The following is a 23,249-nucleotide window of genomic DNA, read 5'->3' on the forward strand; positions in this document are numbered from 1 at the left end:
TAACTTCTAAAGTTTTTTACATAGCTCCTGTAGAATATATGCCGGCACAACCTTTGGAACTGATTTTGGCAAGGCAGTTTGGTGATAGCCTTGGAATGCCTTGTTTTTTGGTGGACCCTGAGGGTAATTTACTTTTCTACAATGAAGCTGCAGAGACTATTTTTGGGTTGAAGTTTGGAGAGACGGGTGGCATGCGAGTGGAAGAATGGGCGACTGTTTTCACCCCGACAGATAGTGAGGGTAATCCGATTATTCCTGAGGATTTGCCATTGGTAAAGACCATATCCACTAAAAGCCCTGCTTTCGGTTCATTCTATATTGATAGCCTCAAAGGGGATCGGATTCACATTACCGTCTCATCATTTCCTATCATGGGGCGTCCTGATAGGGTTTTAGGTTCCATGGCCATGTTTTGGAAAACAGAGGACGCATGAAGGTAAAGGTGTGGGGATGTCGAGGTTCTTTGCCTGCTCCAGGGCCTGAAAACAAGATCTATGGAGGCAATACATCCTGTATTCAGGTTATGCACGGAGAGGCGTGTATTATATTGGATGGAGGATCTGGAATTCTCCGACTTGGAAAATACCTAAGTCCTGAAATCACCGAAGTCCATGTCCTGCTTTCGCATCTTCACATGGATCATACGATGGGCTTGGGTTTTTTTGCTCCGCTCTATAATCCTAAAATAACTGTTCACCTATATGGACCGTCTACGAGTAACGAGCCTTTGGTCAATCGGCTGCGTAGGTACTTTTCACCTCCTTTATTTCCCGTCAGACTCAGCGAATTGCCCAGGCATCCCATAATTCATGAGTTGAACACGAGCGAGTTTAAAATAGGAGATGTAACTGTCAAATCGGATTATATTTGTCATCCTGGGCCTACATTGGGCTACAGACTGACAGCGAATAAATCAGTACTTGCGTATCTGCCCGACCATGAGCTGCAAATGGGCTCAGTTAATTTTCCGAATGATCCTGAATGGACCAGTGGATTTGAAATCGCCAATGGGGCAGATTTGTTGCTACATGATGCGGCCTACACATCCAAGGAATATGTAAGCAAGATCGGTTGGGGGCATAGTTCCATACGTGATGCCATTGCGTTTGGGAAAATGTGCAAGGTTAAAAAATTGGCCCTTTTTCATCATGAACCTATCCGGTCTGATGAGCAGCTCGACCAAATGCTGTTGGATTCCACTCAAAATCTCAAGTTGAATTTTGAAGTAGAAATTTGTGCCGAGGGGAAAACCTATGATTTGGGATAACTTGCCTGAGTTATTTTAAGCCTATTTCTTAACTAAAGATGTTTATCTTATCCCTCCTCAAATCTGACATCATTTTTTTTAAGAAACTCTTTGATCACAGAGATATGAATGCATTCGCCCAAGTGGATAAAGGCATAATCATTCACCTTTTTGATCTTGCCATGGGCGATAACCTCCTTGTCTTCGATATCAAACCCGAGGTGTAAATGCTTGGTTCTGCTTTGCATACCTACGATTCTTCCTTCTGGATCAAAAAGCGGTCCACCACTTTGTCCTCTGAGACCTGGTGTACTCATTTCAATTCCGTAGACCTTGCCTGACTTATCACCAAGAAATCTGGTCACCATACCTTCAATCGGAAATCTAGGTGAACGGGCTTGGCCTGTTTTATTCCACTCGAGCGAATCGGTTTCTTGATTCAGGTGAAAATTGGAGAACTCAGGGAAGGGGAATCCCAGTCTACAAAGCATTGCGCCGGGTTGGACAGTTTGATCATCTTTCAGAAATACAGGAGTTTCCGAGTAGGAAGGTTTTTCGAAACCTTCAAATTTCAGTAGTGCCAAATCGTATTCCGGGTGAAGAAAGAATCGAATATTTTGCAACTGATCCACACAGTCCACGAAAGTCACTTTCATCTCGGATACTTTTGTTTCGTCCAAACCCATTCGCTTCGCGACAGCCTTTTTCTGCCCGGTAGTTAGATTATGGACTTCGGTTTGGTATTGAGTGTATTTTTTATTGATTGCATCAGCGCTCGTGAGCCATTGGGCTACATGTTTACAAGTCAGCGCCCATCCTTCCTGATTCACAAAAAATAATGTTGCTGCCCCTTTTTCGATTTTGTTACCTCCGAAGTTTCTAGAAATAGAATGTATGGCTCGGGTAAATCCTGCTACTTTCTGAATGGCATTTACGAACATGGTCTTGACAAAATGGGATGTTAAAATCAACTTTGAAGTCCAAAGAATCAATTTTCAGCTTGAAACTGAAAATTTTCAAGTGCGAAATCGATTGAATTTATTCAAATTCCTTTTCGATCCAAGTCGACTCCCAAGAAGTTTGGGCTATCCGTTTATTTGTAATAACTTAGCCTCAAGTCAGGAAATTTTGGCCAAAAGAGGCTTCCTGAAAAGTTTGTGGAATCAAACCTATACTCAAAATCAACAATACTTATGAGCAAGATTAAAGTAGGAATCAACGGATTCGGAAGAATCGGCCGACTCGCTTTTCGCGTAGCGCAAGAGAGAGAAGAAATTCAGGTGGTAGCCATCAATGATCTAATCGATGTCGATTACATGGCTTACATGCTAAAATATGATTCCACACATGGACAGTTCAAGGGAACTGTAGAAGTGAAAGATGGTTCATTGATCGTCAATGGAAACGCCATCCGTGTGACTGCCGAGAAGAGCCCATCATCACTGAAGTGGGGTGAAGTAGGTGCTGATTATGTTATTGAATCTACTGGAATATTCCTGACTAAGGAAACTGCCCAAGGACATATTGATGCTGGAGCAAAGAAAGTGATCATGTCAGCACCCTCGAAGGACGACACACCTATGTTTGTGATGGGGGTAAATGAAGATTCGTACACTTCAGATATGGTATTCGTATCCAATGCATCTTGTACCACCAATTGCCTGGCACCTATCGCAAAGGTGTTAAACGATAACTGGGGAATAGAAGAAGGTTTGATGACCACAGTGCATGCGACTACAGCTACTCAAAAAACAGTCGATGGCCCATCTGCAAAGGACTGGAGAGGTGGACGAGGAGCTGGACAAAACATCATTCCGTCCTCTACCGGTGCTGCTAAGGCTGTAGGCAAAGTAATTCCCGAACTAAATGGTAAATTAACTGGGATGGCCTTTAGAGTTCCTACTCCAGATGTGTCTGTAGTAGACTTGACTGTAAGACTTAAGAAGCCTGCCAAATACGCTGAGATTTGTGCCAAAATGAAGGAAGCTTCTGAGACCACTATGAAAGGTGTACTAGGATACACGGAGGATGCAGTAGTTTCTAATGACTTTATCGGTGATCCAAGAACTTCAATTTTTGATGCTGAGGCTGGAATTCAGCTTTCAGATACCTTCGTAAAGGTTGTTTCTTGGTATGACAACGAATGGGGTTATTCCAATAAAGTAGTAGACTTGTTGACTTACATCGCAAAAAAATAATTGGATAAGCCCCGAAGTAATTCGGGGCTTTTTCGTTAGAAAAGTGTAGAAATAGCCAACCAACTTTTGGTTTATTGGTTAATCCTAAAATCCACCATGATGTATTTGCCTTTTTTCCCCTTAAAACTTGTCGCATTTCCCGGAGAGGAACTTAATCTCCATGTGTTTGAACCAAGATATAAGGAGCTCTTGGCCGATGTGGAAGAAAATCAGCTGACTTTTGGGATTTGTGTATTCACAGACAAGTTGAGCGGATACGGTACCGAAATACTGCTTGAAAAAGTAAAAAAGCGCTACGAGGATGGGAGATTGGATATTCAGACAAGAGGACTGAGAGTATTCCAAATATTGAGTTTTGATAACCCTGCTCCTGGGAAACTTTATGCGGGTGGCAAAGTGTCTTTTTTGAAAAATGACCCAGTGATTACCTCCATTCAGCATCATGAATTCATTTTTTACCTGAAGGAAATGCTCCATTTGTTGAATTTTGAAATGGAAATTGATCCTCAATCAGTCAATTCGTTCACCTTTGCCCACAAGCTTGGGTTAAGCCTTGACGAAGAGCTTGCTTTGCTTCAGATGACCTCAGAAAGTGAGCGAACGGATTTCCTTATTGGTCATTTCAAGCGAATGATACCTGCTATCAAAGCTCTGGAAATTGCAAAAGAGAAAATTAAGTTAAATGGACACTTTAAGTATCTTGATCCTTTGAGATTTTAACCGGATAAATAAATGTCAGACTTAATTTACTTCACGACCCCTTCAAATTAAATAGAAAAGCAGACCATTTCTAGTCTGCTTTAGTGATCCCGCTGGGATTCGAACCCAGGACCCTCCCGATAAAATCGGGATGCTCTACCATCAGAGCTATGGATTTCCTTTTTGGATGAGGCGTTCAATGAAAACTCTTGACTTCATCTTTTTGATTTTCAATTCCCGTTGTTTGGCGAGGGATAAGTCTTCCCATTCCTCATTATAGACCAGTTCCCACGGGATTCCGGTAGATGTAAATTTTGAATGGCCTATAGAATGTTCATAGATCCTCCTGTCCAAATCGGAACACGCACCTACGTAATACTTATCAATTTTTTTAGAATACAAAATATAAACCCATGCCATGATCCAAAAATCAAACAGTCTAAAAATAGGAAAAGCAGACTATTTCTAGTCTGCTTTAGTGATCCCGCTGGGATTCGAACCCAGGACCCATACATTAAAAGTGTATTGCTCTACCAGCTGAGCTACGGAATCTGCTATTATAAAATTTATGAAAGCTTCTTTAAACTTTCTCTTAGAATGAAGTCGAGCTGAGGATCTTCCCGAAAAAATCGGGATGCTCTACCAGCTGAGCTACGGAATCTGATTTTCATTAAATAAAAAAGCGGAACGAATTCCGCTCATTTTTTTTGTGATCCGCTTAGGATTCGAACCTAAGACCTACTGCTTAGAAGGCAGTTGCTCTATCCAGCTGAGCTAGCGGACCCGGATAACTACTTCTAGTTATTAATTAAGTCGGGGTGGCAGGATTCGAACCTACGACCTCCACATCCCAAATGTGGCGCGATACCGGGCTACGCTACACCCCGAAGACTTTTTAACTCCTTGTAAGCTAAATTTGTGATCCCGCTGGGATTCGAACCCAGGACCCATACATTAAAAGTGTATTGCTCTACCAGCTGAGCTACGGAATCTGCTATTATAAATTTTATGAAAGCTTCTTTAAACTTTCTCTTAGAATGAAGTCGAGCTGAGGATCTTCCCGAAAAAATCGGGATGCTCTACCAGCTGAGCTACGGAATCTGATTTTCATTAAATAAAAAAGCGGAACGAATTCCGCTCATTTTTTTTGTGATCCGCTTAGGATTCGAACCTAAGACCTACTGCTTAGAAGGCAGTTGCTCTATCCAGCTGAGCTAGCGGACCCGGATAACTACTTCTAGTTATTAATTAAGTCGGGGTGGCAGGATTCGAACCTACGACCTCCACATCCCAAATGTGGCGCGATACCGGGCTACGCTACACCCCGAAGACTTTTTAACTCCTTGTAAGCTAAATTTGTGATCCCGCTGGGATTCGAACCCAGGACCCATACATTAAAAGTGTATTGCTCTACCAGCTGAGCTACGGAATCTGCTATTATAAATTTTATGAAAGCTTCTTTAAACTTTCTCCTAGAACGAAGTCGAGCTGAGTACCCTCCCGATAAAAATCGGGATGCTCTACCAGCTGAGCTACGTAATCTTCCTAGTTGTTAGTAAGGGATCACTTCATTTAGCGATCTTAAATCTTCCAAAATGGCTTTGTGAACTTGCTTTTTGTCCGATCAATGCCGTAATTGGACTGCAAATTTATGACTCTGAATTCTAAATGCCAAGCCCCAAATCAATCTTTCTGACAAAACTTTCTATATTTTTTTTCCTGATTTTACAAAGTATTCATTGTCAGGCTAATGTGCCACAGCTTTTAGTAGCAGATTCTTTGTTTGCTCAGCGAAGCTACAAGGAAGCATTGGAGATTTACCAAGCCAATTACCAATTGGGGGTATATTCTCCCTCGATGCTCCTTAAGATGGCCTTCATTACCGAGGGTATCGGTGATAAGGAAATGGCGACACTTTATCTCAGTAAGTATTATGACTTAAGTCCTAATCCTCAGACCATAACAAAAATCAAAAGCCTTACCGGGCAAAGTGAATTGGTTGGGTATGAAGTGAGCGATGCGATGAGATTTGTACTCTTTTTGACGGAATTCAGAGAAGTTCTTGTGAGTGCGCTTACACTGTTTTTAGTTATTTCTCTTATTTTATTATGGTCAAAGGGGAGGAAACTTACAGAGCCTAGATTTTATTGGCCCTCTGTTTTGTTGATTGTACTCATTTTTGTCACCAATAATTTCCTCAAATCCCAAAATGCGGCCTTGGTGACCAAAAGTCCAACTTTAATTGTGTCCAAACCGAGTGCAGGTGGTGAATTGGTGGATCTAGTCGAGCCCGGCCATCGTGTAAAAATTAAATCTTCCAAAGACATCTGGTATGAGGTAGAATGGAAAGAGAAAATAGCCTATATCCGAAAAGATAACGTCACCCGTCTTTAATTGGCCCACAAAAGAAAAGCCCCGAAACTTTCGGGGCTTTTTAGCTTTATAGCTTTTTGATTTCAAGGTTTCTGAAATAAACCAGGTCCCCGTGGTCCTGAAGGGAAATTTTCCCCTTTTTATACTTCCCAAATCCAGGCATATCCTTGAATTTGCTTTTTGCGACCAAGTCTTCCCACTCTGGAGTCCAAAGTGTGGTAGATACAATATTTACTCCGTTGAGAAAAAGATCAAGTTTTCCCTGATTGATCATGATCTCAGCCTGATTCCATTCCCCTACTGGCTTCACCGTCTCCTCACTGCTTACGATAAGGTCATATAGATCTCCAGCTCTGTGACTAATAATTTTAGCGTCAGGATGACCATTGTTGTCTAGTACCTGCATTTCTGGGCCTGTCTGCCAAGGATACTGGTATTCCGGTGACTCGTGTACCAAGAAAATGACACCGCTGTTGCCATTTTCGGCGATTTTCCATTCGTACTTGAAGTGAAAATTTTCAAATTCTTCATTGGTAACAATATCTCCACCGTCACCGGTCTGCCAGCCATCTTTATTGGTGGCATCCAAGAATAATTCACCGTTTTCAATTTTCCAGGCTTTCCCCACTTCTCCTCCACCATACTTTGACCAGCCATTGAATGTCTGACCGTCAAAAAGTGATATCCACTCTTCTTGCGGGGTTTCCACAATTGTCGAGTCTCCTGTGGAGGTTTCTTCTGTCTTCGGAGCAGAGCAGGAGGCAAGTAGGCCTGCTGCAGCCCATAGTGCCAAATAGCTTTTCTTCATGTGATTAGAATATGTTTTTCAGTTGACCTATGAAATTTTGCACGATTTTAACCCGTAATGTGAGGCTGGATTCGTGCGCGATTACACGGGTTATTTTTTTAGTAATAATACGTATCGAATCATGTCCTTTGCATCCTCTTCGCTCAGTCCTGGATGAGCAGGCATAGGTACTTCTCCCCATACACCGACTCCGCCTTGGATTACCTTAGTAGCAAGCATGGTCACATTTTCTTCCGTGCTTTCATATTTGGCAGCTACCTCTGCATAGGATGGTCCTACGATTTTGCGCTCTACCATATGGCAAGAAGTACAATCTGAAGCCTTCAATTTTTCCAACCCTTTGATATATATCGGATCGTTTTGGTATTTTTCTTCAAGACTCATTTCTTTAGCAGGTACAGCTGCAGCTGGTTCTGCTGTAGTTTCAGTAGCCTTTTCTCCTCCTCCGCATGCAAAGGTCATTCCGGCCAATGCAATCAGTCCCACGTTAAATAAATTGTTGATTTTCATTTGTTAAGTATTTGTTTTAAGTAATCAGATTCCAAGTATTTTTTTGTTGAATGCCTCGTCAGCACCGGTGCCTGCAAAATCGTCAAATGCTTTTTCTGTCACGCGGATGATATGGCTATCGATGAATGGAGCGCCTTCTGCAGCCCCCTGCTCAGGATGCTTGATCGCACACTCCCACTCCAATACTGCCCATCCATCGTAATTGTATTGCGAAAGTTTGCTAAATATACCTGCAAAATCAACCTGTCCATCACCCAAAGAGCGGAATCTACCAGCACGTTCTACCCATCCCTGAAATCCGCCATAGACGCCTTGCTTCCCGGTAGGATTGAATTCGGCATCCTTCACATGAAACATTTTGATTCGTTCGTGGTAAAAATCAATGAACTGAAGGTAATCTAGGCATTGAAGTACAAAGTGACTTGGGTCGTAGAGAATGTTTGCACGTTTGTGTCCACCGACTTTATCAAGGAACATCTCAAATGTAATCCCGTCGTGCAAATCCTCGCCTGGGTGAAGCTCATAGCATACGTCCACTCCAAAGGAATCAAATTCATTTAGGATAGGGGTCCATCTTTTTGCCAGTTCGGTGAAGCCTGTTTCTACTAAGCCTGCTGGTCGCTGGGGCCAAGGATAAACGGTGTGCCACATCAGCGCTCCAGAGAAAGTAGCATGAGCCGTCAAACCTAAGTTAGCTGAAGCTTTAGCCGCATATTTCAGTTGCTGTGTGGCCCATTCTGATTTTCCTTTCAGGTCACCTTTGAGGTTTGCTGGTGCAAAACCGTCGAACAGTTCATTGTATGCCGGGTGAACTGCCACCAACTGGCCTTGAAGGTGTGTGGACAATTCAGAAATCTCCATGCCGGCCTCAGCCACTATTCCTTTGATGTCGTCTGCATAGGTTTTGCTTTCTGCGGCTTTTTGCAAATCTATCATTCTGGCATCCCAGCTAGGAATCTGAACAGCCTTGTATCCTAGATCGGCCATGTAGTGGCTGATGTTTTTTAGGTTGTTGAATGGAGCCTTGTCATCGGCAAATTGCGCCAAAAATATTGCAGGGCCTTTGATCGTTTTCATGAGTTTTAATTAATTAGTCAAAATTATTTTTCTACTATAAAGGGAGTCCATTTCGTTTCGGATTGAGTGCTCTTCAGTACATGGTCTATAAAGGCCATTCCTCGAATTCCATCCTCGATGCCCGGATAATCTTCCCATTCCCATTTTGGTTTTTCGCCGGCTCGGTCGGCATAGATGCATCTTGCAAAATTGCGGTATAAGTTTGCGAATGCTTCGATATATCCCTCTGGATGTCCTGCTGGAGTCCGGGTATTTTCCTGAGCCAATGATCCAAGATAGCCGGTACCTGCACGGAATATTTGTGCTGGTTCATTTGGGAAGCGCACAGTCAGGGAGTTATTGAGTTCTTGTTCCCATTCCAAGCCGCCCTTTTCCCCGTATACTCTAATTTTTAGGTTGTTTTCACAGCCTGTATCTGTCTGTGAGGCCATGAGTACTCCAGATGCACCATTTTCGAAGCGAAGCAATACGACTCCGTCATCATCAATGGGTCTTCCGTCGATTTTGATATACAAGTCAGCACAAAGCTGGGCTACTTTTTCACCTGTAATGTATTCTGCCATGTGAAATGCATGCGTGCCAATATCACCCATACATCCTGCGAGTCCGTTTCTAGCAGGATCGGTCCGCCATTCTGCCTGTTTGTTGTTTTCTGTTTCCAGAAGTTTGTACAGCCATCCCTGGGGGTATTCGACGTATACTTTACGGACTTTACCGATTTTTCCTTCAGCTATCATTTGCTTGGCCTGTTTGATCATGGGATACCCGGAGTAGGTATGGGTGAGCAAGAATCGGCGGTCAGCATTTTTCACAATGTGGTAGAGCTCTTTTGCCTGAGGGTAGTTCAGTGTCAAAGGCTTATCCAAGGCGACATGAAAGCCGTATTTCAGGGCTTTGACTGTCGGGTCAAAGTGCACGTTGTTAGGGGTGACGATAGCTACAACATCCATTCGCTCTGATTCAGGAAGTTGAGATTCTTTCTCAAACATCTCATCATAGGAGTTATACACTCGATTCGGATCGAGCATGAGTTCTTCCCCTCTCATTTTGGACTTGGTAGGATTGGAGCTGAAGGCACCACATACCAACTCGAACATTCCATCCATCAGTGCTCCATTGAGATGGATTGCGCCGATAAAGGATCCGGGGCCTCCACCGATAAGTCCGAGTTTCAGTTTTTTAGCTGTTGACATAGGTCAATAGATTAGTTTATTAGGTTTTATTGCGTTGAAATTTTTTCTAAGGTGGAAATTTCGAGGTTCCTGCGCCTTTAGCGGTCACATTATGATCAATTGTCACATGGAGTTATGAGTGGCTTTAGCAAAACTTTTCCCCCTCTTTTTTCGGAATCTCAAAGGAGATGCTTAAAATACAGCAAAAAGCCCAAAATCTAAATTTCAGAAAGGAAATTCCATTTGTCTACCCCAAAATACCTATGAATTTTGCCGTCAAGTCCCGTTTATCATTTATGATGTTTTTGGAGTTTTTTGTTTGGGGTTCTTGGTATGTCACGATGGGCACCTTTCTGGGGGCCAATTTACAGGCAAAAGATCAGGATATTTCTCTTGCGTTTTCAACTCAATCTTTTGGGGCTATCATTGCTCCTTTTATTATAGGTCTCATTGCGGATCGGTATTTTCATGCCCAGCGAATCTTGGGTGTGATCCATCTGATTGGAGCACTATTGATGTACTTGCTTTATTCCGCCGAAGATTTCTCCGGTTTTTTTCCGGTTTTATTGGCCTACATGATTCTTTTCATGCCCACCTTGGCTTTAGTCAATTCCATTTCCTTTAATCAAATGAAAGACCCAGCTCGGGAGTTTTCTGTCATCAGAATCTGGGGGACTATTGGCTGGATTGCATCTGGGTTTTTGATTTCTTTTTTGGCATGGGACAGTCAGGAGGGAATGTCAGAGGGGCTGCTGAAAAATACATGGATCATGGCAGCCATAGTTTCCCTGGTGTTGGGGATTTATAGTTTCACGCTACCTCTGACGCCACCACGAGCGAAATCATCCGGCAAAATCAAAGTCTCGGAAATTCTTGGATTGGATGCGCTTTCGCTTTTGAAGCATCGAAACTTCGCTATTTTCTTTCTTGCTTCCATTTTAATCTGTATTCCTTTGGCATTTTATTACCAAAATGCCAGTCCTTTTCTGACAGAGATTGGTGTCGAAAACTCCACCAGTAAAATGGCACTTGGACAAGTATCCGAGGTTCTTTTTCTACTGGCTTTGCCTCTTTTCTTTACCAAATTTGGATTCAAGAAAACCCTGGTTGTCGCAATGCTAGCTTGGGCAGTCCGGTATATTTTCTTTGCCTTTGGAGATGCTGATACTGGCGTTTGGATGCTGCTGGTGGGGATCGTCCTGCATGGGATATGCTATGATTTCTTCTTTGTAAGTGGTCAGATCTATACCGATTCACATGCTGGTGAAAAATTCAAATCCTCTGCACAGGGCCTCATCACCTTGGCCACTTACGGTATCGGTATGCTCATCGGCTTCTGGGCCGCTGGTCTGATCTCCAATTATTACCTTATTGATACCGGTCTTCACTCTTGGAAGTCAATTTGGTTGATTCCTGCTGGTATTTCAGTTTTGGTTTTACTATTTTTCATATCTTTTTTCAAAGATGAAAAAGTAAAGCCTCACCAATAAACCCCAAAAACCTATGAATTTTGACTCAAGCAGGAGATCTTCTTTTAAGAAAATGCTATTAGGCGGAGCTGCAGTGAGTTCCTTGGCATCTTTCGATTGGAAAGAAGGGAATGCACCACTTCAACTTAAAGGAAATATTCACCATGGCGTATGTGCGTGGACAATGCCTTCGTTAAGTTTGGACGAACTGTGTGTGGCAGTCAAAAAAATCGGTTTTAATGCCATTGATTTGGTGGGGCCGAATGGTTGGGACACGCTGAAGACCCATGGAGTAGAGTGCTCCATGTGCAATGGTGCTGAGTTGGGAATACCCAAAGGTTGGAACGATCCACAATACCATGAGCAACTCATCAAAAACTACACGGAGCTGATTCCCCAAGTAGCCAAATACGGATACAAAAACTTGATTTGTTTCTCAGGCAACAGAAATGGGATGGATGGCGAGACAGGAATGAAAAACTGTGCAGAAGGTCTCAAAAAGATCATGAGTGTGGCTGAAAAGCATGGGGTAATCATCCAAATGGAATTGCTGAATAGTAAAGTCAATCACAAAGACTACATGTGTGACTTGTCCCCATGGGGAGTGGAACTGTGTAAAATGATAGGAAGTGACAACTTCAAGCTGCTATTCGACATCTACCATATGCAGATCGACGAAGGTGATATCATCCGAAGCATCCAAACAAACCACCACTATTTTGGTCATTACCATACCGCCGGTAATCCCGGAAGAAACGAACTGGATGAAAATCAGGAAATCAACTATCCAGCAGTGATGAGGGCTATTGTGGCTACTGGATACAAAGGATATGTTTCCCATGAATTTATCCCAAAATCAGAAGATAAACTAGCTGCACTGGCTCAGGCGGTGCAAGTGTGTGATGTGTAACTAATTAAACCAAAATACCATACCTATGGCAAATGAAGCGTATGACGCAATCGTAGTTGGGTCAGGAATTAGCGGCGGATGGGCGGCTAAAGAGCTGACGGAGAAGGGGCTTAAAGTACTGCTCCTAGAGAGAGGACCCATGGTTGAGCATGTAAAAGACTACAAAACTGCAACTCTCCCTCCTTGGGAGGTACCTCATAGAGGTAGAAGAACACAGGAACAAATTGAAAATCACCCGAATCTCCGAAGAGATTATGTCCTCAATGAGTTGAACCTGGACTGGTGGGCTCATGAAACTGACTCTCCCTATGTAGAAGACAAACCATTCACTTGGTTTAGAGGATATCAGGTAGGAGGTAGATCCCTTCTCTGGGGCAGGCAGTCTTACCGATGGGCAAATGTAGATTTTGAAGCAAATGCAAAAGAGGGAATCGCAGTTGATTGGCCGATTCGTTATGAAGACCTAGCACCTTGGTACAGCTATGTGGAGAAATTTATCGGCGTTTCCGGTTCCAAGGATGGGTTGGCAATTTTGCCCGATGGTGAATTTCAGAAGCCAGTCCCGATGAATTGTGTCGAAATCGATGCTGCCGCAAAGATCAAGGAACATTACAAAGGAGCAAGAACATGGACTATCGGAAGACCCGCCAACAATACAGAACCTCTACCAGGTAGAGCTGGCTGTCAATACCGAAACAAATGTTCACTTGGTTGTCCTTTTGGTGGCTACTTCAGTACCCAAGCCTCTACTTTGCCCGCGGCTAAAGCTACTGGTAACCTGACATTAAGACCTTGGTCTATCGTCCGTCGATTGATCTACGACAAAGACACCCAAAAAGCAACTGGGGTAGAGGTTCTTGATGCCGAGACCAATCAGACAATTGAATACGATGCCAAAATTGTATTCTTGTGTGCTTCTGCTTTCAATTCTACAGCTATCCTGATGCGGACTGCTACAGACATCTGGCCAGGTGGATTGGGTTCTTCCTCAGGAGAATTGGGACATAATGTGATGGACCACCATTTCCGTCTCGGCGCCAATGGAACCATGGAAGGATACCAAGACAAGTATTACTTTGGCCGAAGACCTACTGGACTTTATATTCCTAGGTTCAGAAACCTGAATGGCGAAAAACGGGACTACCTCAGAGGATTTGGTTACCAAGGTGGAGCGAGTAGAAGTGGCTGGAGCAGAGATGTGGCTGAATTGGGTTTTGGCGCTCCAATGAAAGATGCATTGACTGAACCAGGGCCATGGAGCATTGGATTTACTGCTTTTGGAGAAATCCTTCCATATCATGACAATACAATCAAATTGTCTGATTCAGTAAAAGATAAGTGGGGAATGGAAGCTCTCGTGATGAGTGCTGAGATCAAGGAGAATGAACTTAACATGCGAAAAGACATGATGGCTGATGCAGCAGAAATGCTCGAAGTCGCTGGATTTAAGGATGTGAAAACATACGACGCAGGGTACATATTTGGTCAGGGTATTCACGAGATGGGAACTGCCCGAATGGGACGTGATCCTAAAACCTCTGTTTTGAATGGAAACAATCAGGTCTGGGAAGCAAAGAATGTATTTGTCACAGATGGAGCTTGCATGACTTCTGCAGCAGCACAAAACCCATCCTTGACCTACATGGCACTGACTGCAAGAGCAGCAGCTTTCGCAGTGGATGAATTGAAAAAGATGAACCTCTAATTCGAGAAAGAAATGACTGTAATGAATAGAAGAGACGCATTGAAAAGCGTCGTCCTGATGATGGGAGGCACGATGATCGGCGCCACTGCCATCCTCACCGGTTGTTCTCCTGAACGACAGCTAAAAGACCTCAATTTCAGTCCGGAAGATTTGGCATTTCTGGATGAAATCGGAGAAACTATCATCCCTACCACGGATACTCCCGGTGCCAAAGCTACCGGCATAGGGGCATTCATCGTGATGATGGTGAAAGATACCTATGACGAGGATCAACAAAAGGCCTTCCTTGATGGATTGAATCAATTGAGTAAGGACTTCAAAGCAGAGAAAGGCACGGATTTCATGGAAGCAAGTGCAGAGGACCGTTTGGCTTTCCTAAATGGAATGCAGGACAAGTTTAAGGCAAGTGGCGAAGAAAGACAGCCTATCGTCATCAATATGCTACGCGATCTGACAGTCTTGGGGTATTTTACGTCAGAAATCGGTGCGACTCAAGCACTGAATTACGTTGAAGTGCCAGGTCGATATGACGGATGCATCGAATACAAGAAAGGCGATAAAGCCTGGGCGATTTAATTCAAAAATCAGGTAAAAAAGAAGCCTGCCAAATTTTTGGCAGGCTTCTTTTTTTGGAATGAAAAACAGGAAATCAGGTGATTTAAGGGGAAAAGCCTGCGGGAAAGATTAAATCATTCCTTTGTTCCGTTCGGTTTTTCGGAACAAAAGCAAGAACATCACCACCACCAAAATGATCAGTAGTGCTACTTCAAATTGCGCCCAAATCTGAGATCTATTTATTAGTTTTTTGGCTTTACCCATCAATTTTTTTCCTTCTTCCATCTGTATTTTACTCAGATTGTCTAAGTCTTTTCGGGCAAGAGAAATTTTTTCGTCATAGATTTTGACCTGCGCCCGATTTACTCCTGAGGAATCAGAATAAAGCAAATCATAGCTTTTGATATTCAGATCAGTTTCTATGATTTTTTTGAAATCCGTAAGGTAAATCGCTTCTTCTTCGGTCAGATTTGTCTCTTCGAAATCTGAGATGATACCCAAAATCGATTTTTCATTGGCAGCGATTTCTTCCACTACCTTTGAATAATCATAATCAATATTGCAGTGGTCCACGAGTTTTTGGATCTGAAAGAGATTTTCAGAAATCTGAAAAATGTATCCCTCCACTACTAATCTATCATTATATACTTCTGTAAATGTGTTACTGATACTTCTGAAAGACTGTCTTTCCAGTAAATTTTTGGTATAGAGAAGTAGAAGTAAAATGCCAATAATGACAAGTGCACGAACTTTTCTTCTTTTCAGGATGGAATCTTGCATAATTAGGGTCTAGTTCAAAACTGTCAACTTCTAAATACGATACATTATCAGACTTTACAAAAAAAGTGTGCTGAATTGATAGAAATGAATTTTTATACAAATCATAAGCTCATGGCTTTTTATCAAAAACCCGAACATAATCCACTTCCAAACGCTGTGGCCAGATGGCTGTGTCTACACCCTTAGCTCCTCCCCAATTGCCCCCTACCGCGATGTTCAGGATCAGGTGAAAAGGTTGATCAAAAGGCCACTCTTTAGGCCCATTTCCTGTGTTTTCGAAAGTAAAGTACTTCTCTCCATCTATGAAGAAGTCAATTTTGTCTTTGCGCCAGTCGATGGCGTACGTGTGAAAATCATTTTGAAAGTCAGGTACCGTGAGCTGGGCACCTTTTTGGGTGCCAATCGAATGATTGAAAGCCTCGGTGTGCACAGTGCCGTGGACTCTTCCCGGATCATAGCCGACATGTTCCATGATATCGATTTCGCCGCTTTTGGGCCAGCCGCCATAAGTGTTTTTTTCTGGAAGCATCCAGATAGCAGGCCAGGTTCCGGTTCCTTCAGGGAGTTTAGCCCGAACTTCGATATAGGCATATTGCCATGCAGCCTGCCCCTTGGTGACTATTCTTGCGGAGGAGTATCCCTTTTGGTAGGATGAGTCAGCACGTGCTTCGATAATCAATATTCCATCCGCAATTCTGGCATTTTTTGGATTTTCTTTGGTGTAAAATTGAAGTTCATTATTTCCCCAGCCATGATCACCCACATCATAACTCCAATAGTTAGGATTAGGAAGTCCATCGGTCTCAAATTCATCAGACCAGATTAACTTTTGGGAAAAAGATTCATTCACATAAATCAAAGATAGCCAAAGGGTTGTGGTGAAAATGAAGCTGTGTCTCATTAATATTATTCTTAGTTTTAAAACTATATTTAAAATTTTGCGTGTTATATAGTATACTGTTTTTATGTTAAATCTTTAAAATTTTAAACTATGTCACTACAACTTAAAGGAAATTGGAATCAAATTAAAGGCGAACTAAAGCAAAAATATGCTGGCCTAACCGATGATGATCTCATGTATGCCGAAGGGCAAGAAGATAAAATTCTTGGAAAATTGCAGGAAAAAACCGGTGAAAGCGCAGACAGCTTGAAAAAAATGATGTTTAAGGACGAGAATTAATTTAATTCCAATTTTGTCTAAATTCTTTCGAAATGGTCGGGCTAAAACCCGACCATTTTTTCTTTTTTGGAGTTTATCCATCAAAAGAGAATTGTAACTTGCTCCTATAAACCCAAAAATATGGCTTATTACTTTAGATTGGGACAAATTCCTCCCAAGCGACATACTCAGTTTCGTCAACCAGACGGAAGCCTGTACAAAGAAGAGCTAGTCAGCTCGAAGGGCTTTTCTGGGATATATTCCAACCTGTATCACATCCACAATCCAAACGAAGTCAAGTCCATCGGTACACCCAAACCCTTCGCCTGGGAACCGGCAAAAGCTCATGGGCTAAATCAAACCCACCTCAAAACTTCAGGAGTCGATATCACAGGTGAGGATTACCTCAGTGCGCGAAGAATGCTCATGATGAATAATGACGTGATGATGGGCATTTGTACCCCAAGGCAGCGAAAAATGGATTATTATTTTAAAAATGCCGACGGAGATGAACTCATTTATGTGCACGATGGAGAAGGGGTTCTCTATTCTCAATTCGGAAAATTACCGGTAAAAAAAGGAGATTATATCGTGATTCCTCGGACCACCATTTATCGGTTTGAATTTAAGGAAGAAGGGCCCTTGCGGCTTTTAATCATCGAATCTCATGGGCCGATTGAGACAGTCAAGCGATACCGCAATGAAGTGGGGCAGCTTCTCGAGCATTCGCCGTATTGCGAGCGTGACATCCGACCCCCGCACGAGTTACATATCGAGGACCAACCTGGAGAATATCTTATTCAGATCAAAAAACAGGGTTTTCTACATCAATATACCTACGGGCACAGTCCCTTGGACATTGTAGGATGGGATGGATACCTGTATCCTTACGCACTTTCTATTCATGATTTTGAGCCGATCACTGGTCGAATCCACCAGCCGCCACCAGTTCACCAGACGTTCCAGGCATGGGGATTTGTGATTTGTTCGTTTGTGCCGAGGCTTTTCGATTACCATCCTTTGGCTATTCCTGCTCCATACAATCACTCCAATATTGACTCGGACGAAGTCCTCTACTATGCCGAGGGGGAGTTTATGAGTCGAAAGGGCATCGATCGGGGATCATTCACTATCCATATGGGAGGCCTTCCTCATGGACCGCACCCAGGAACTGTGGAAAAATCCCTTGGAGCCAAAGAAACCCATGAATACGCTGTCATGCTGGATACACACAGACCGCTGTTCATCACCACTGATGCCCTAGAGTTTGTAGACAAAGATTACCCCATGAGTTGGACAGAGTAAATCCTCAACAGCCCAATTAATAAATTCAAAACCCCTGCCTATTCATCATAAGCTGGGGTTTTGAGTTTTGTGTCAGGAAAAGATCAATCGAGTACTTCTTTGATTGGGTGACCGGTGGTTCCGTTTGGCATTCGGGTTTTGAGGAGAATTGACAAAGTGGGAGCAATGTCAGTCACCGTGGTGTAAGTCGAGCTTTTTCCTGATTTTATCTTCCATCCATAAAATGCAATCGGTACATGGGTGTCATACGCATAGCCTGATCCATGCGTAGTACCACGCTGTCCGCCTGCAAGCCATGCTGGTTCCAAGACAAGCAATACATCGCCGGAAGCTTTGTGATTGTATCCCATCTGGAGCAGGTGGGGGCGATTTTGGGTATATTCCTGATTTCGCATGTCAGCCGCTGTGTAGGCTTCTTTCACTCCTTTAAATCGAAGGGCAAAATCAGCAATGTCGCGCTGCATTTGAGCAAAGTCAATTTTCTTCTCTCGAGCCAAATCTTTGTTGAGGAATACCTGCTCGTTGGAGAAATTCAAAATCCAGTTTCCTTCCCCATACATAGCCATCGCAAATCCCTTGAGTTGATTCATTACCATGCCGGAGTTGAAGTTTCCGGCAGGTACATTCTCACTGACCATATAGGAAGGTACTTCAGCTACAGCATGATCTGCTGTAATGAATACCAGGTATTGATCCTTGCCCACTGTTTTGTCCAGGTACTCAAAAAGCTTGGCTAAATCCTGATCCAATCTCAGGTAATTGTCTTCGATCTCAATGGATTGCGGACCGAATCGGTGCCCAATATAATCCGGACTGGAAAAACTCACCGCCAGAAAATCCGTCTCTCCGCGCTGTCCAAGTTTCTCGCCTTCGATGGCCGCCATCGCAAAGTCCAGCGTCAGTGAGTTTCCAAAAGGTGTCGAAGAAATCAATCCATATCCACCGTTATCCGCCTTGAGTGAATCCAGATTGTAGGGGAAAGTAGGTGTGGTCTTGCCTACAAAAGGACCCTCAAAATCGTTGTTGTCTGCAATGCTATTCGTGTAGGTTTTAATCGGATACAGTGTGTTCCAAGTCTGCTTCAAGTAATTGTCAGGAATTTTTTTGGAGTTGAATCCTGATACCCACTTCGGTAGACTCAATGAGTCGTAGTAATAAGTGGAGGTCATAAAATCACCCGTCATATCATCATACCAATAGGCATCTCCTGTATGTCCTGCCGGAAGGCTCGCCCCACGGTCTTTGATGGCAATACCGACTACTTTGGATCGCTTGGATGTGGCAAAACGCAACTCATCCGTGATCGTGGTGGTCAACATGTTCCTTGGACTGATCTGTCCATTTCCCGGAGTTCCAGCCACGTTGGTCACTGTGCTGTCTTCGGCACAATAGATCGCACGACCGAGTTGTTTTACATACCAGTTATTGGCAATGACTCCATGTGTGGCAGGCGTGGTACCGGTATAGACAGAGGCGTGTCCGGGACCGGTGTAGGTTGGGATATAATTGTAGTGCCCATTGGTCATCATAAATCCCTGATCGGTAAATCGCTTGAATCCACCTTCACCAAATCGATCACCAAATCGATAAAAGTATTCTTGCCTCATTTGATCCACAACAATGCCTACCACCAGTTTGGGTCTTTCTGTTTGGCTTTGTGCCAAAGCAAGGGTTTGAACTGCCGACAGCAGGAAAATCAGTGCAGCTAGTTTTCGCATGATAAAGTTAAATTTTTGCCAAAGATAAAGATATCCCTGTTTCACCGGATTAACACTTTGTTAAATCAACGAAATGATAGAGATTGACCGCTTTAAATTTCAATTGAATGAAAAAACTACTACTAGCTGCCTTTTGCTCACTTATGATCCTGAGTTCTGTACAAGCACAATCGTATTTTCAGGATGGGCTGTCCGCAGCTTTTCACAAAGAAAGGAGACAGGCACTCCGAAGTCTGATGCCTGCAAATAGTGTTGCTTTTATATTCACCAACCCTGTCAAAAACAGATCCAATGATGTTGATTTTATCTATCATCCGAATACAGACTTTTTCTACCTGACAGGATTTAGAGAGCCCAATTCAGTGCTGGTTATTTTCAGTGAGATGCGTGATTTTGGCGATTTTTCTGCAAACGAAATTCTTTATGTGCAGGCGCGTGATCCGCAGGCCGAACAGTGGAATGGAAAAAGACTGGGAGTGGAGGGAGTGAAAGAGCTACTGGGTTTTGATCAGGTTTTTCTAAACACAGAATTTGGGAAAAATCCCGCCTTGGATCTTCAATCGTCTTCCAAAATTCTCTCATTCAATCTTGGCAAAAATCAAGAGGAAAGCAGTTCAAATGCTTCTTTGATCGCGATGATCAACGATTTCAAAAGTGACGTGCAATACCCTGAGGAGCTTTCGGAGGTCACCATGGAAATGTATGAACTCATCCGCGCAACCGAGGTGGAAAATTCTGCCAATGTAGCGCAGGTGATCGGACGCTATCAGCGCGTCCATCCGGAGGTGCAGAATGATCCCATTCTTCAGGATTTTGTCCAGGCTGACTCTCCCGAAAAGCGAATGGCCTTAAAAAAGCAAATACCCGATCCAAAGCTTGACATAACTACGCTACCGAAAATCATGGATCAGCTGCGGGAAGTAAAATCAGCAGAGGAAATTTCGCTTTTGACAAAAGCAATAAAAATCTCCGCTGTCGGGCAGATTGAAGTCATGAAAGCTGCTGCTGTCGGGATGTCTGAGCGGGAGATTCAGGGGATTCACGAATTTATCTACAAGCGATACGGTGCCGAAGGGCTCGGCTACCCTTCCATCGTGGGTGGTGGAAATAACGGATGTATTCTTCACTACATCGAAAATGACCTCAAAAGTGTCGATCAGCGCCTTTTATTGATGGATCTGGGTGCGGAGTGGAGAGGATACACTGCTGATGTGACTCGGACGATTCCGATCAGCGGCACCTTTAATCAGGAGGAAAAAGCAATCTATGAATTGGTTTCCAAAGCTCAGGAAGCAGGAATAGCGCTATGTAAAGCAGGGACGGATTTTTCAGAAATCGGACATGTGACCCGTCAAATCATTAATGAAGGTCTAGCCGAACTCGGGATAATCAAGCGAGGAGAGCGCCACAACTATTTTCCTCACGGGACTTCCCATCATTTGGGTTTGGATGTGCATGATCGCGGTGGCTACGGCAAGCTCAAAGAGGGCATGGTGCTGACCGTTGAGCCGGGTATCTACATTCCTGAAGGAAGCAATTGCGATAAAAAATGGTGGGGAATCGCGGTGAGAATCGAAGATGACATTCTGGTCACTGCAGCTGGGCCGCTCAATCTTTCTGCTGATGCCCCAAGGACTGTTGCCGCCATTGAGGAAATGATGCGAATCCCCAGTATTCTCCAAAACTGGGCTCTTCCTGAGATTGATTGATACAGGATCACGACTGGTTTTGATGTTTTTGAAAAGTGATCATCGCTTAAACCTAAATTTGGCTTACCTCATCCTATTTCCCGATTCTTCGCTAGCTTTATCCAATGCAAAAAACCACTGACTCTAGACTTTTAGGCCTTTTTCTGCTTGTTTTAGGCCTTTTTATCCAGGTCCACTCATCCTTTGCTCAAAGTGCATATATTCCCTATGACAGGGAATACTACCATAAGGTGGATCGATACGAGATTTTGCAGGGCGGGAACAACCCGTTTTTCAACACAGGATATAAGCCGTATCGGAGGGATATTCTTGCGAAATATTTGGATAGCCTTGCCGAAAACCCGGAGGTAATTCGCTCCAAAGCCGATCAGTTTAATCTTGACTACCTCAGTCAGGACAATTGGGAGTTTTCGGAGCGGGAGATTCCAGAATCCAAAAAACCGTTTTTGAAATCGCTCTACCGAAGACCGGGAGATTTTGCACACTACGAAGGAGAAGATTTTGGGATTCACCTGAGTCCGGTTCTCTACCTCAGTGGCGGTACTGAAACAGACAACGATCGAAATCCCGCCAGACTGGCCCGAGGGCTGGTTCTCCGTGGATCGGTGGACAAAAAGGTGGGTTTCTATACCTATCTGACTACTTCTGAGGTTTTCTTTCCAAGTTGGGTGAAAAGCTATGCCGAGAATAACGGTGCCGTGCCGGGTGAAGGATTTTGGAAGGAATACCAAGAAGAGGGCTACAACTATTTCTCCGCTTTGGGACATGTCTCTTTTCAAGTGACCAAGCACATTGAAATCCAGGCAGGTCATGATCGAAATTTCGCGGGGGAAGGATACAGATCATTTCAGATTTCAGACTTTTCCAATCCGTACATGTTTGTGAAGTTCAATACCAAAGTGTGGAAGTTTCAACTGACCAATCTTTGGACACAAATGACTGCGGATGTCTTTTACGACCGGGGAAGGCCGACAGATGGGCGCTATCCTCAGAAATATTTTGCCTACAATCGCCTCGGATTCAATGTCGGGAAGAACCTCAATCTTGGCTTTTTCTCCTCAGTCATGACCGACAAGATCAATTTCAACTATTTCAATCCGTTCATTTTCCTCCGCTGGGTGGAGCAGCAGCAGGGTACTCCTGACAAAGTCATGCTGGGCCTGGATGCGAAATGGATTTTCACACCTGGCATGGAGCTTTATGGACAGTTTGCACTGGATGAATTTGTCTTTACCGAATTCTTTGAAATCGACGGAGAGGGTTCCAAGCGAAACAAGTATGGGGCACAGCTTGGCTACAAATACATCAATGTCCTAGGCGTGAATAACCTGGATTTTCAACTGGAATGGAATCAGGCCCGACCATACACCTTTCAGGAAAAGGTGGATTATCAATCCTATTCCAATTGGAATACACCGCTCACTCACCCAAGAGGGGCAAATTTCCGGGAGTTCGTTGGGATATTCAGGTACCAACCGCTTCCAAAGCTCGATTTGAATCTGACAGCATTCTACCAGTATTTTGGAGCAGATGAAAATGCAGAGACCAATTGGGGAGGGGATGTGCTGAAGAATAGACTGGAAGGAAGCCCAACAGGACTTTTCGGAAACTTCATCGGTCAAGGTGTAGAAAATCAAGTCGTCCAGACGAATCTGACAGCTTCCTATATGCTAAAGCATAATTTCTTTATCGATGCTGCGCACACTTTCAGGAGGAGGACTGCTCAGGATTTGGATGCTCCGGTCAGCAGTCACTACCTGCAGCTGGCCTTCCGCTGGAACTTTGTCCGCCCGGACTTCAACTATTGAAAGAAACCTGTGCCGGCAATTTTGCGTAACTTGCAGGCCGATTCATTT

Annotated in this window: 22 protein-coding genes and 8 tRNA genes; 13 read left to right on the forward strand and 17 right to left on the reverse strand. The window is 43.6% G+C overall.

Going from position 1 to position 23,249, the window contains the following annotated elements; translation table 11 throughout:
• The first annotated feature begins 38 nt into the window (after positions 1-38).
• Both DK188_RS13130 and DK188_RS13135 read left to right on the forward strand, forming a co-directional pair.
• Positions 39-434 (forward strand): PAS domain-containing protein, encoded by a 396-nt coding sequence (locus DK188_RS13130; protein WP_111671296.1) that lies wholly within the window; start codon positions 39-41, stop codon positions 432-434.
• Positions 431-1,267: an MBL fold metallo-hydrolase gene (locus DK188_RS13135; RefSeq protein ID WP_111671297.1), complete on the forward strand. Its 837-nt coding sequence runs from the start codon at positions 431-433 to the stop codon at positions 1,265-1,267. The genes DK188_RS13130 and DK188_RS13135 overlap by 4 nt, the downstream gene beginning before the upstream one ends.
• A 47-nt stretch (positions 1,268-1,314) precedes the next feature.
• On the opposite strand, the gene DK188_RS13140 is transcribed toward DK188_RS13135, so the two are convergent.
• Positions 1,315-2,187, reverse strand: coding sequence for a S1 family peptidase (locus tag DK188_RS13140; protein ID WP_111671298.1), 873 nt, complete (start codon positions 2,185-2,187; stop codon positions 1,315-1,317).
• 252 nt (positions 2,188-2,439) lie between these two features.
• On the opposite strand from DK188_RS13140, the gene gap reads away from it, so the two are divergent.
• Both gap and DK188_RS13155 read left to right on the forward strand, forming a co-directional pair.
• Positions 2,440-3,444, forward strand: a complete 1,005-nt coding sequence (gene gap / locus DK188_RS13150) for a type I glyceraldehyde-3-phosphate dehydrogenase (RefSeq protein WP_111671300.1) — start codon at positions 2,440-2,442, stop codon at positions 3,442-3,444.
• 96 nt (positions 3,445-3,540) lie between these two features.
• Positions 3,541-4,164 (forward strand): LON peptidase substrate-binding domain-containing protein, encoded by a 624-nt coding sequence (locus tag DK188_RS13155; protein WP_111671301.1) that lies wholly within the window; start codon positions 3,541-3,543, stop codon positions 4,162-4,164.
• Between the two features lie 86 nt (positions 4,165-4,250).
• Here the strand turns inward: DK188_RS13155 and DK188_RS13160 are convergent.
• From DK188_RS13160 to DK188_RS13200, 9 genes are all read right to left on the reverse strand, one after another.
• Positions 4,251-4,321, reverse strand: a tRNA-Lys gene (locus tag DK188_RS13160).
• The gene (locus DK188_RS13165; protein ID WP_111671302.1) at positions 4,312-4,563 is read right to left on the reverse strand and encodes a GIY-YIG nuclease family protein; all 252 of its coding nucleotides are present in this window, start codon (positions 4,561-4,563) and stop codon (positions 4,312-4,314) included. Before DK188_RS13165 ends, DK188_RS13160 begins: the two co-directional genes overlap by 10 nt.
• Before the next feature lie 59 nt (positions 4,564-4,622).
• Positions 4,623-4,695: transfer RNA gene (locus tag DK188_RS13170), tRNA-Lys, on the reverse strand.
• Between the two features lie 158 nt (positions 4,696-4,853).
• Positions 4,854-4,927, reverse strand: a tRNA-Arg gene (locus DK188_RS13175).
• A 29-nt stretch (positions 4,928-4,956) separates the two neighbouring features.
• Positions 4,957-5,030: transfer RNA gene (locus DK188_RS13180), tRNA-Pro, on the reverse strand.
• A gap of 32 nt (positions 5,031-5,062) precedes the next feature.
• Positions 5,063-5,135, reverse strand: a tRNA-Lys gene (locus DK188_RS13185).
• Between the two features lie 158 nt (positions 5,136-5,293).
• Positions 5,294-5,367: transfer RNA gene (locus tag DK188_RS13190), tRNA-Arg, on the reverse strand.
• 29 nt (positions 5,368-5,396) lie between these two features.
• Positions 5,397-5,470: transfer RNA gene (locus DK188_RS13195), tRNA-Pro, on the reverse strand.
• 32 nt (positions 5,471-5,502) lie between these two features.
• A tRNA-Lys gene (locus DK188_RS13200) sits at positions 5,503-5,575 on the reverse strand.
• Between the two features lie 320 nt (positions 5,576-5,895).
• Here DK188_RS13200 and DK188_RS13205 point away from each other — a divergent pair.
• A complete protein-coding gene (locus DK188_RS13205) occupies positions 5,896-6,537 on the forward strand; it encodes an SH3 domain-containing protein (protein WP_232825729.1) in 642 nt (213 codons plus the stop codon).
• Positions 6,538-6,583: 46 nt separating this feature from the next.
• Here DK188_RS13205 and DK188_RS13210 read toward each other — a convergent pair whose 3' ends face one another.
• From DK188_RS13210 to DK188_RS13225, 4 genes are all read right to left on the reverse strand, one after another.
• Positions 6,584-7,324: a 3-keto-disaccharide hydrolase gene (locus tag DK188_RS13210; RefSeq protein ID WP_111671304.1), complete on the reverse strand. Its 741-nt coding sequence runs from the start codon at positions 7,322-7,324 to the stop codon at positions 6,584-6,586.
• 90 nt (positions 7,325-7,414) lie between these two features.
• A complete protein-coding gene (locus tag DK188_RS13215; RefSeq protein WP_111671305.1) occupies positions 7,415-7,834 on the reverse strand; it encodes a c-type cytochrome in 420 nt (139 codons plus the stop codon).
• Between the two features lie 24 nt (positions 7,835-7,858).
• Entirely contained in the window at positions 7,859-8,911 is a 1,053-nt protein-coding gene (locus tag DK188_RS13220) for a sugar phosphate isomerase/epimerase family protein (RefSeq protein ID WP_111671306.1), read from the reverse strand.
• A gap of 23 nt (positions 8,912-8,934) precedes the next feature.
• The gene (locus tag DK188_RS13225; protein WP_111671307.1) at positions 8,935-10,104 is read right to left on the reverse strand and encodes a Gfo/Idh/MocA family protein; all 1,170 of its coding nucleotides are present in this window, start codon (positions 10,102-10,104) and stop codon (positions 8,935-8,937) included.
• A gap of 242 nt (positions 10,105-10,346) precedes the next feature.
• On the opposite strand from DK188_RS13225, the gene DK188_RS13230 reads away from it, so the two are divergent.
• The 4 genes from DK188_RS13230 to DK188_RS13245 are packed head-to-tail and all read left to right on the forward strand — an operon-like array spanning position 10,347 to position 14,743.
• Positions 10,347-11,573 carry a nucleoside permease gene (locus tag DK188_RS13230; RefSeq protein ID WP_111671511.1) on the forward strand — a complete coding sequence of 409 codons (1,227 nt, stop codon included), beginning with the start codon at positions 10,347-10,349 and terminating at the stop codon, positions 11,571-11,573.
• Between the two features lie 13 nt (positions 11,574-11,586).
• Positions 11,587-12,462 carry a hydroxypyruvate isomerase family protein gene (locus tag DK188_RS13235; protein ID WP_111671308.1) on the forward strand — a complete coding sequence of 292 codons (876 nt, stop codon included), beginning with the start codon at positions 11,587-11,589 and terminating at the stop codon, positions 12,460-12,462.
• A gap of 25 nt (positions 12,463-12,487) precedes the next feature.
• On the forward strand, positions 12,488-14,167 hold the full coding sequence (locus tag DK188_RS13240; RefSeq protein ID WP_111671309.1) for a GMC oxidoreductase: 1,680 nt from the start codon (positions 12,488-12,490) through the stop codon (positions 14,165-14,167).
• A gap of 21 nt (positions 14,168-14,188) precedes the next feature.
• Positions 14,189-14,743 carry a gluconate 2-dehydrogenase subunit 3 family protein gene (locus tag DK188_RS13245; protein ID WP_111671310.1) on the forward strand — a complete coding sequence of 185 codons (555 nt, stop codon included), beginning with the start codon at positions 14,189-14,191 and terminating at the stop codon, positions 14,741-14,743.
• 108 nt (positions 14,744-14,851) lie between these two features.
• Here the strand turns inward: DK188_RS13245 and DK188_RS13250 are convergent, their stop codons facing one another.
• Positions 14,852-15,502 carry an MCP four helix bundle domain-containing protein gene (locus tag DK188_RS13250; protein ID WP_198673020.1) on the reverse strand — a complete coding sequence of 217 codons (651 nt, stop codon included), beginning with the start codon at positions 15,500-15,502 and terminating at the stop codon, positions 14,852-14,854.
• Between the two features lie 109 nt (positions 15,503-15,611).
• Positions 15,612-16,403, reverse strand: coding sequence for a glycoside hydrolase family 16 protein (locus DK188_RS13255; RefSeq protein ID WP_111671311.1), 792 nt, complete (start codon positions 16,401-16,403; stop codon positions 15,612-15,614).
• 90 nt (positions 16,404-16,493) lie between these two features.
• Between DK188_RS13255 and DK188_RS13260 the strand changes: the two genes are divergently transcribed.
• Complete coding sequence (locus DK188_RS13260) at positions 16,494-16,682, forward strand: CsbD family protein (protein ID WP_111671312.1); 189 nt, start codon at positions 16,494-16,496, stop codon at positions 16,680-16,682.
• A gap of 120 nt (positions 16,683-16,802) precedes the next feature.
• A complete protein-coding gene (locus DK188_RS13265; RefSeq protein ID WP_111671513.1) occupies positions 16,803-17,966 on the forward strand; it encodes a homogentisate 1,2-dioxygenase in 1,164 nt (387 codons plus the stop codon).
• A gap of 83 nt (positions 17,967-18,049) precedes the next feature.
• On the opposite strand, the gene pafA is transcribed toward DK188_RS13265, so the two are convergent.
• Complete coding sequence (gene pafA, locus DK188_RS13270) at positions 18,050-19,684, reverse strand: alkaline phosphatase PafA (protein WP_111671313.1); 1,635 nt, start codon at positions 19,682-19,684, stop codon at positions 18,050-18,052.
• Positions 19,685-19,791: 107 nt separating this feature from the next.
• On the opposite strand from pafA, the gene DK188_RS13275 reads away from it, so the two are divergent.
• Both DK188_RS13275 and DK188_RS13280 read left to right on the forward strand, forming a co-directional pair.
• Complete coding sequence (locus tag DK188_RS13275; protein ID WP_111671314.1) at positions 19,792-21,393, forward strand: aminopeptidase P family protein; 1,602 nt, start codon at positions 19,792-19,794, stop codon at positions 21,391-21,393.
• Between the two features lie 104 nt (positions 21,394-21,497).
• Entirely contained in the window at positions 21,498-23,201 is a 1,704-nt protein-coding gene (locus tag DK188_RS13280; RefSeq protein ID WP_232825730.1) for a hypothetical protein, read from the forward strand.
• Positions 23,202-23,249 lie beyond the last annotated feature (48 nt).

It is taken from the genome of Algoriphagus litoralis, from assembly GCF_003259255.1.
GTDB lineage: Bacteria > Bacteroidota > Bacteroidia > Cytophagales > Cyclobacteriaceae > Algoriphagus > Algoriphagus litoralis.

What these genes read in the sequence shown, in the direction of transcription:
- DK188_RS13130 (WP_111671296.1), top strand. Translation starts at nt 39, where the DNA reads ATGCCGGCACAACCTTTGGAACTGATTTTGGCAAGGCAGTTTGGTGAT.
- DK188_RS13135 (WP_111671297.1), top strand. Translation starts at nt 431, where the DNA reads ATGAAGGTAAAGGTGTGGGGATGTCGAGGTTCTTTGCCTGCTCCAGGG.
- DK188_RS13140 (WP_111671298.1), bottom strand. Translation starts at nt 2,187, where the DNA reads ATGTTCGTAAATGCCATTCAGAAAGTAGCAGGATTTACCCGAGCCATA.
- gap (WP_111671300.1), top strand. Translation starts at nt 2,440, where the DNA reads ATGAGCAAGATTAAAGTAGGAATCAACGGATTCGGAAGAATCGGCCGA.
- DK188_RS13155 (WP_111671301.1), top strand. Translation starts at nt 3,541, where the DNA reads ATGATGTATTTGCCTTTTTTCCCCTTAAAACTTGTCGCATTTCCCGGA.
- DK188_RS13165 (WP_111671302.1), bottom strand. Translation starts at nt 4,563, where the DNA reads ATGGCATGGGTTTATATTTTGTATTCTAAAAAAATTGATAAGTATTAC.
- DK188_RS13210 (WP_111671304.1), bottom strand. Translation starts at nt 7,324, where the DNA reads ATGAAGAAAAGCTATTTGGCACTATGGGCTGCAGCAGGCCTACTTGCC.
- DK188_RS13215 (WP_111671305.1), bottom strand. Translation starts at nt 7,834, where the DNA reads ATGAAAATCAACAATTTATTTAACGTGGGACTGATTGCATTGGCCGGA.
- DK188_RS13220 (WP_111671306.1), bottom strand. Translation starts at nt 8,911, where the DNA reads ATGAAAACGATCAAAGGCCCTGCAATATTTTTGGCGCAATTTGCCGAT.
- DK188_RS13225 (WP_111671307.1), bottom strand. Translation starts at nt 10,104, where the DNA reads ATGTCAACAGCTAAAAAACTGAAACTCGGACTTATCGGTGGAGGCCCC.
- DK188_RS13230 (WP_111671511.1), top strand. Translation starts at nt 10,347, where the DNA reads ATGAATTTTGCCGTCAAGTCCCGTTTATCATTTATGATGTTTTTGGAG.
- DK188_RS13235 (WP_111671308.1), top strand. Translation starts at nt 11,587, where the DNA reads ATGAATTTTGACTCAAGCAGGAGATCTTCTTTTAAGAAAATGCTATTA.
- DK188_RS13240 (WP_111671309.1), top strand. Translation starts at nt 12,488, where the DNA reads ATGGCAAATGAAGCGTATGACGCAATCGTAGTTGGGTCAGGAATTAGC.
- DK188_RS13245 (WP_111671310.1), top strand. Translation starts at nt 14,189, where the DNA reads ATGAATAGAAGAGACGCATTGAAAAGCGTCGTCCTGATGATGGGAGGC.
- DK188_RS13250 (WP_198673020.1), bottom strand. Translation starts at nt 15,502, where the DNA reads ATGCAAGATTCCATCCTGAAAAGAAGAAAAGTTCGTGCACTTGTCATT.
- DK188_RS13255 (WP_111671311.1), bottom strand. Translation starts at nt 16,403, where the DNA reads ATGAGACACAGCTTCATTTTCACCACAACCCTTTGGCTATCTTTGATT.
- DK188_RS13260 (WP_111671312.1), top strand. Translation starts at nt 16,494, where the DNA reads ATGTCACTACAACTTAAAGGAAATTGGAATCAAATTAAAGGCGAACTA.
- DK188_RS13265 (WP_111671513.1), top strand. Translation starts at nt 16,803, where the DNA reads ATGGCTTATTACTTTAGATTGGGACAAATTCCTCCCAAGCGACATACT.
- pafA (WP_111671313.1), bottom strand. Translation starts at nt 19,684, where the DNA reads ATGCGAAAACTAGCTGCACTGATTTTCCTGCTGTCGGCAGTTCAAACC.
- DK188_RS13275 (WP_111671314.1), top strand. Translation starts at nt 19,792, where the DNA reads ATGAAAAAACTACTACTAGCTGCCTTTTGCTCACTTATGATCCTGAGT.
- DK188_RS13280 (WP_232825730.1), top strand. Translation starts at nt 21,498, where the DNA reads ATGCAAAAAACCACTGACTCTAGACTTTTAGGCCTTTTTCTGCTTGTT.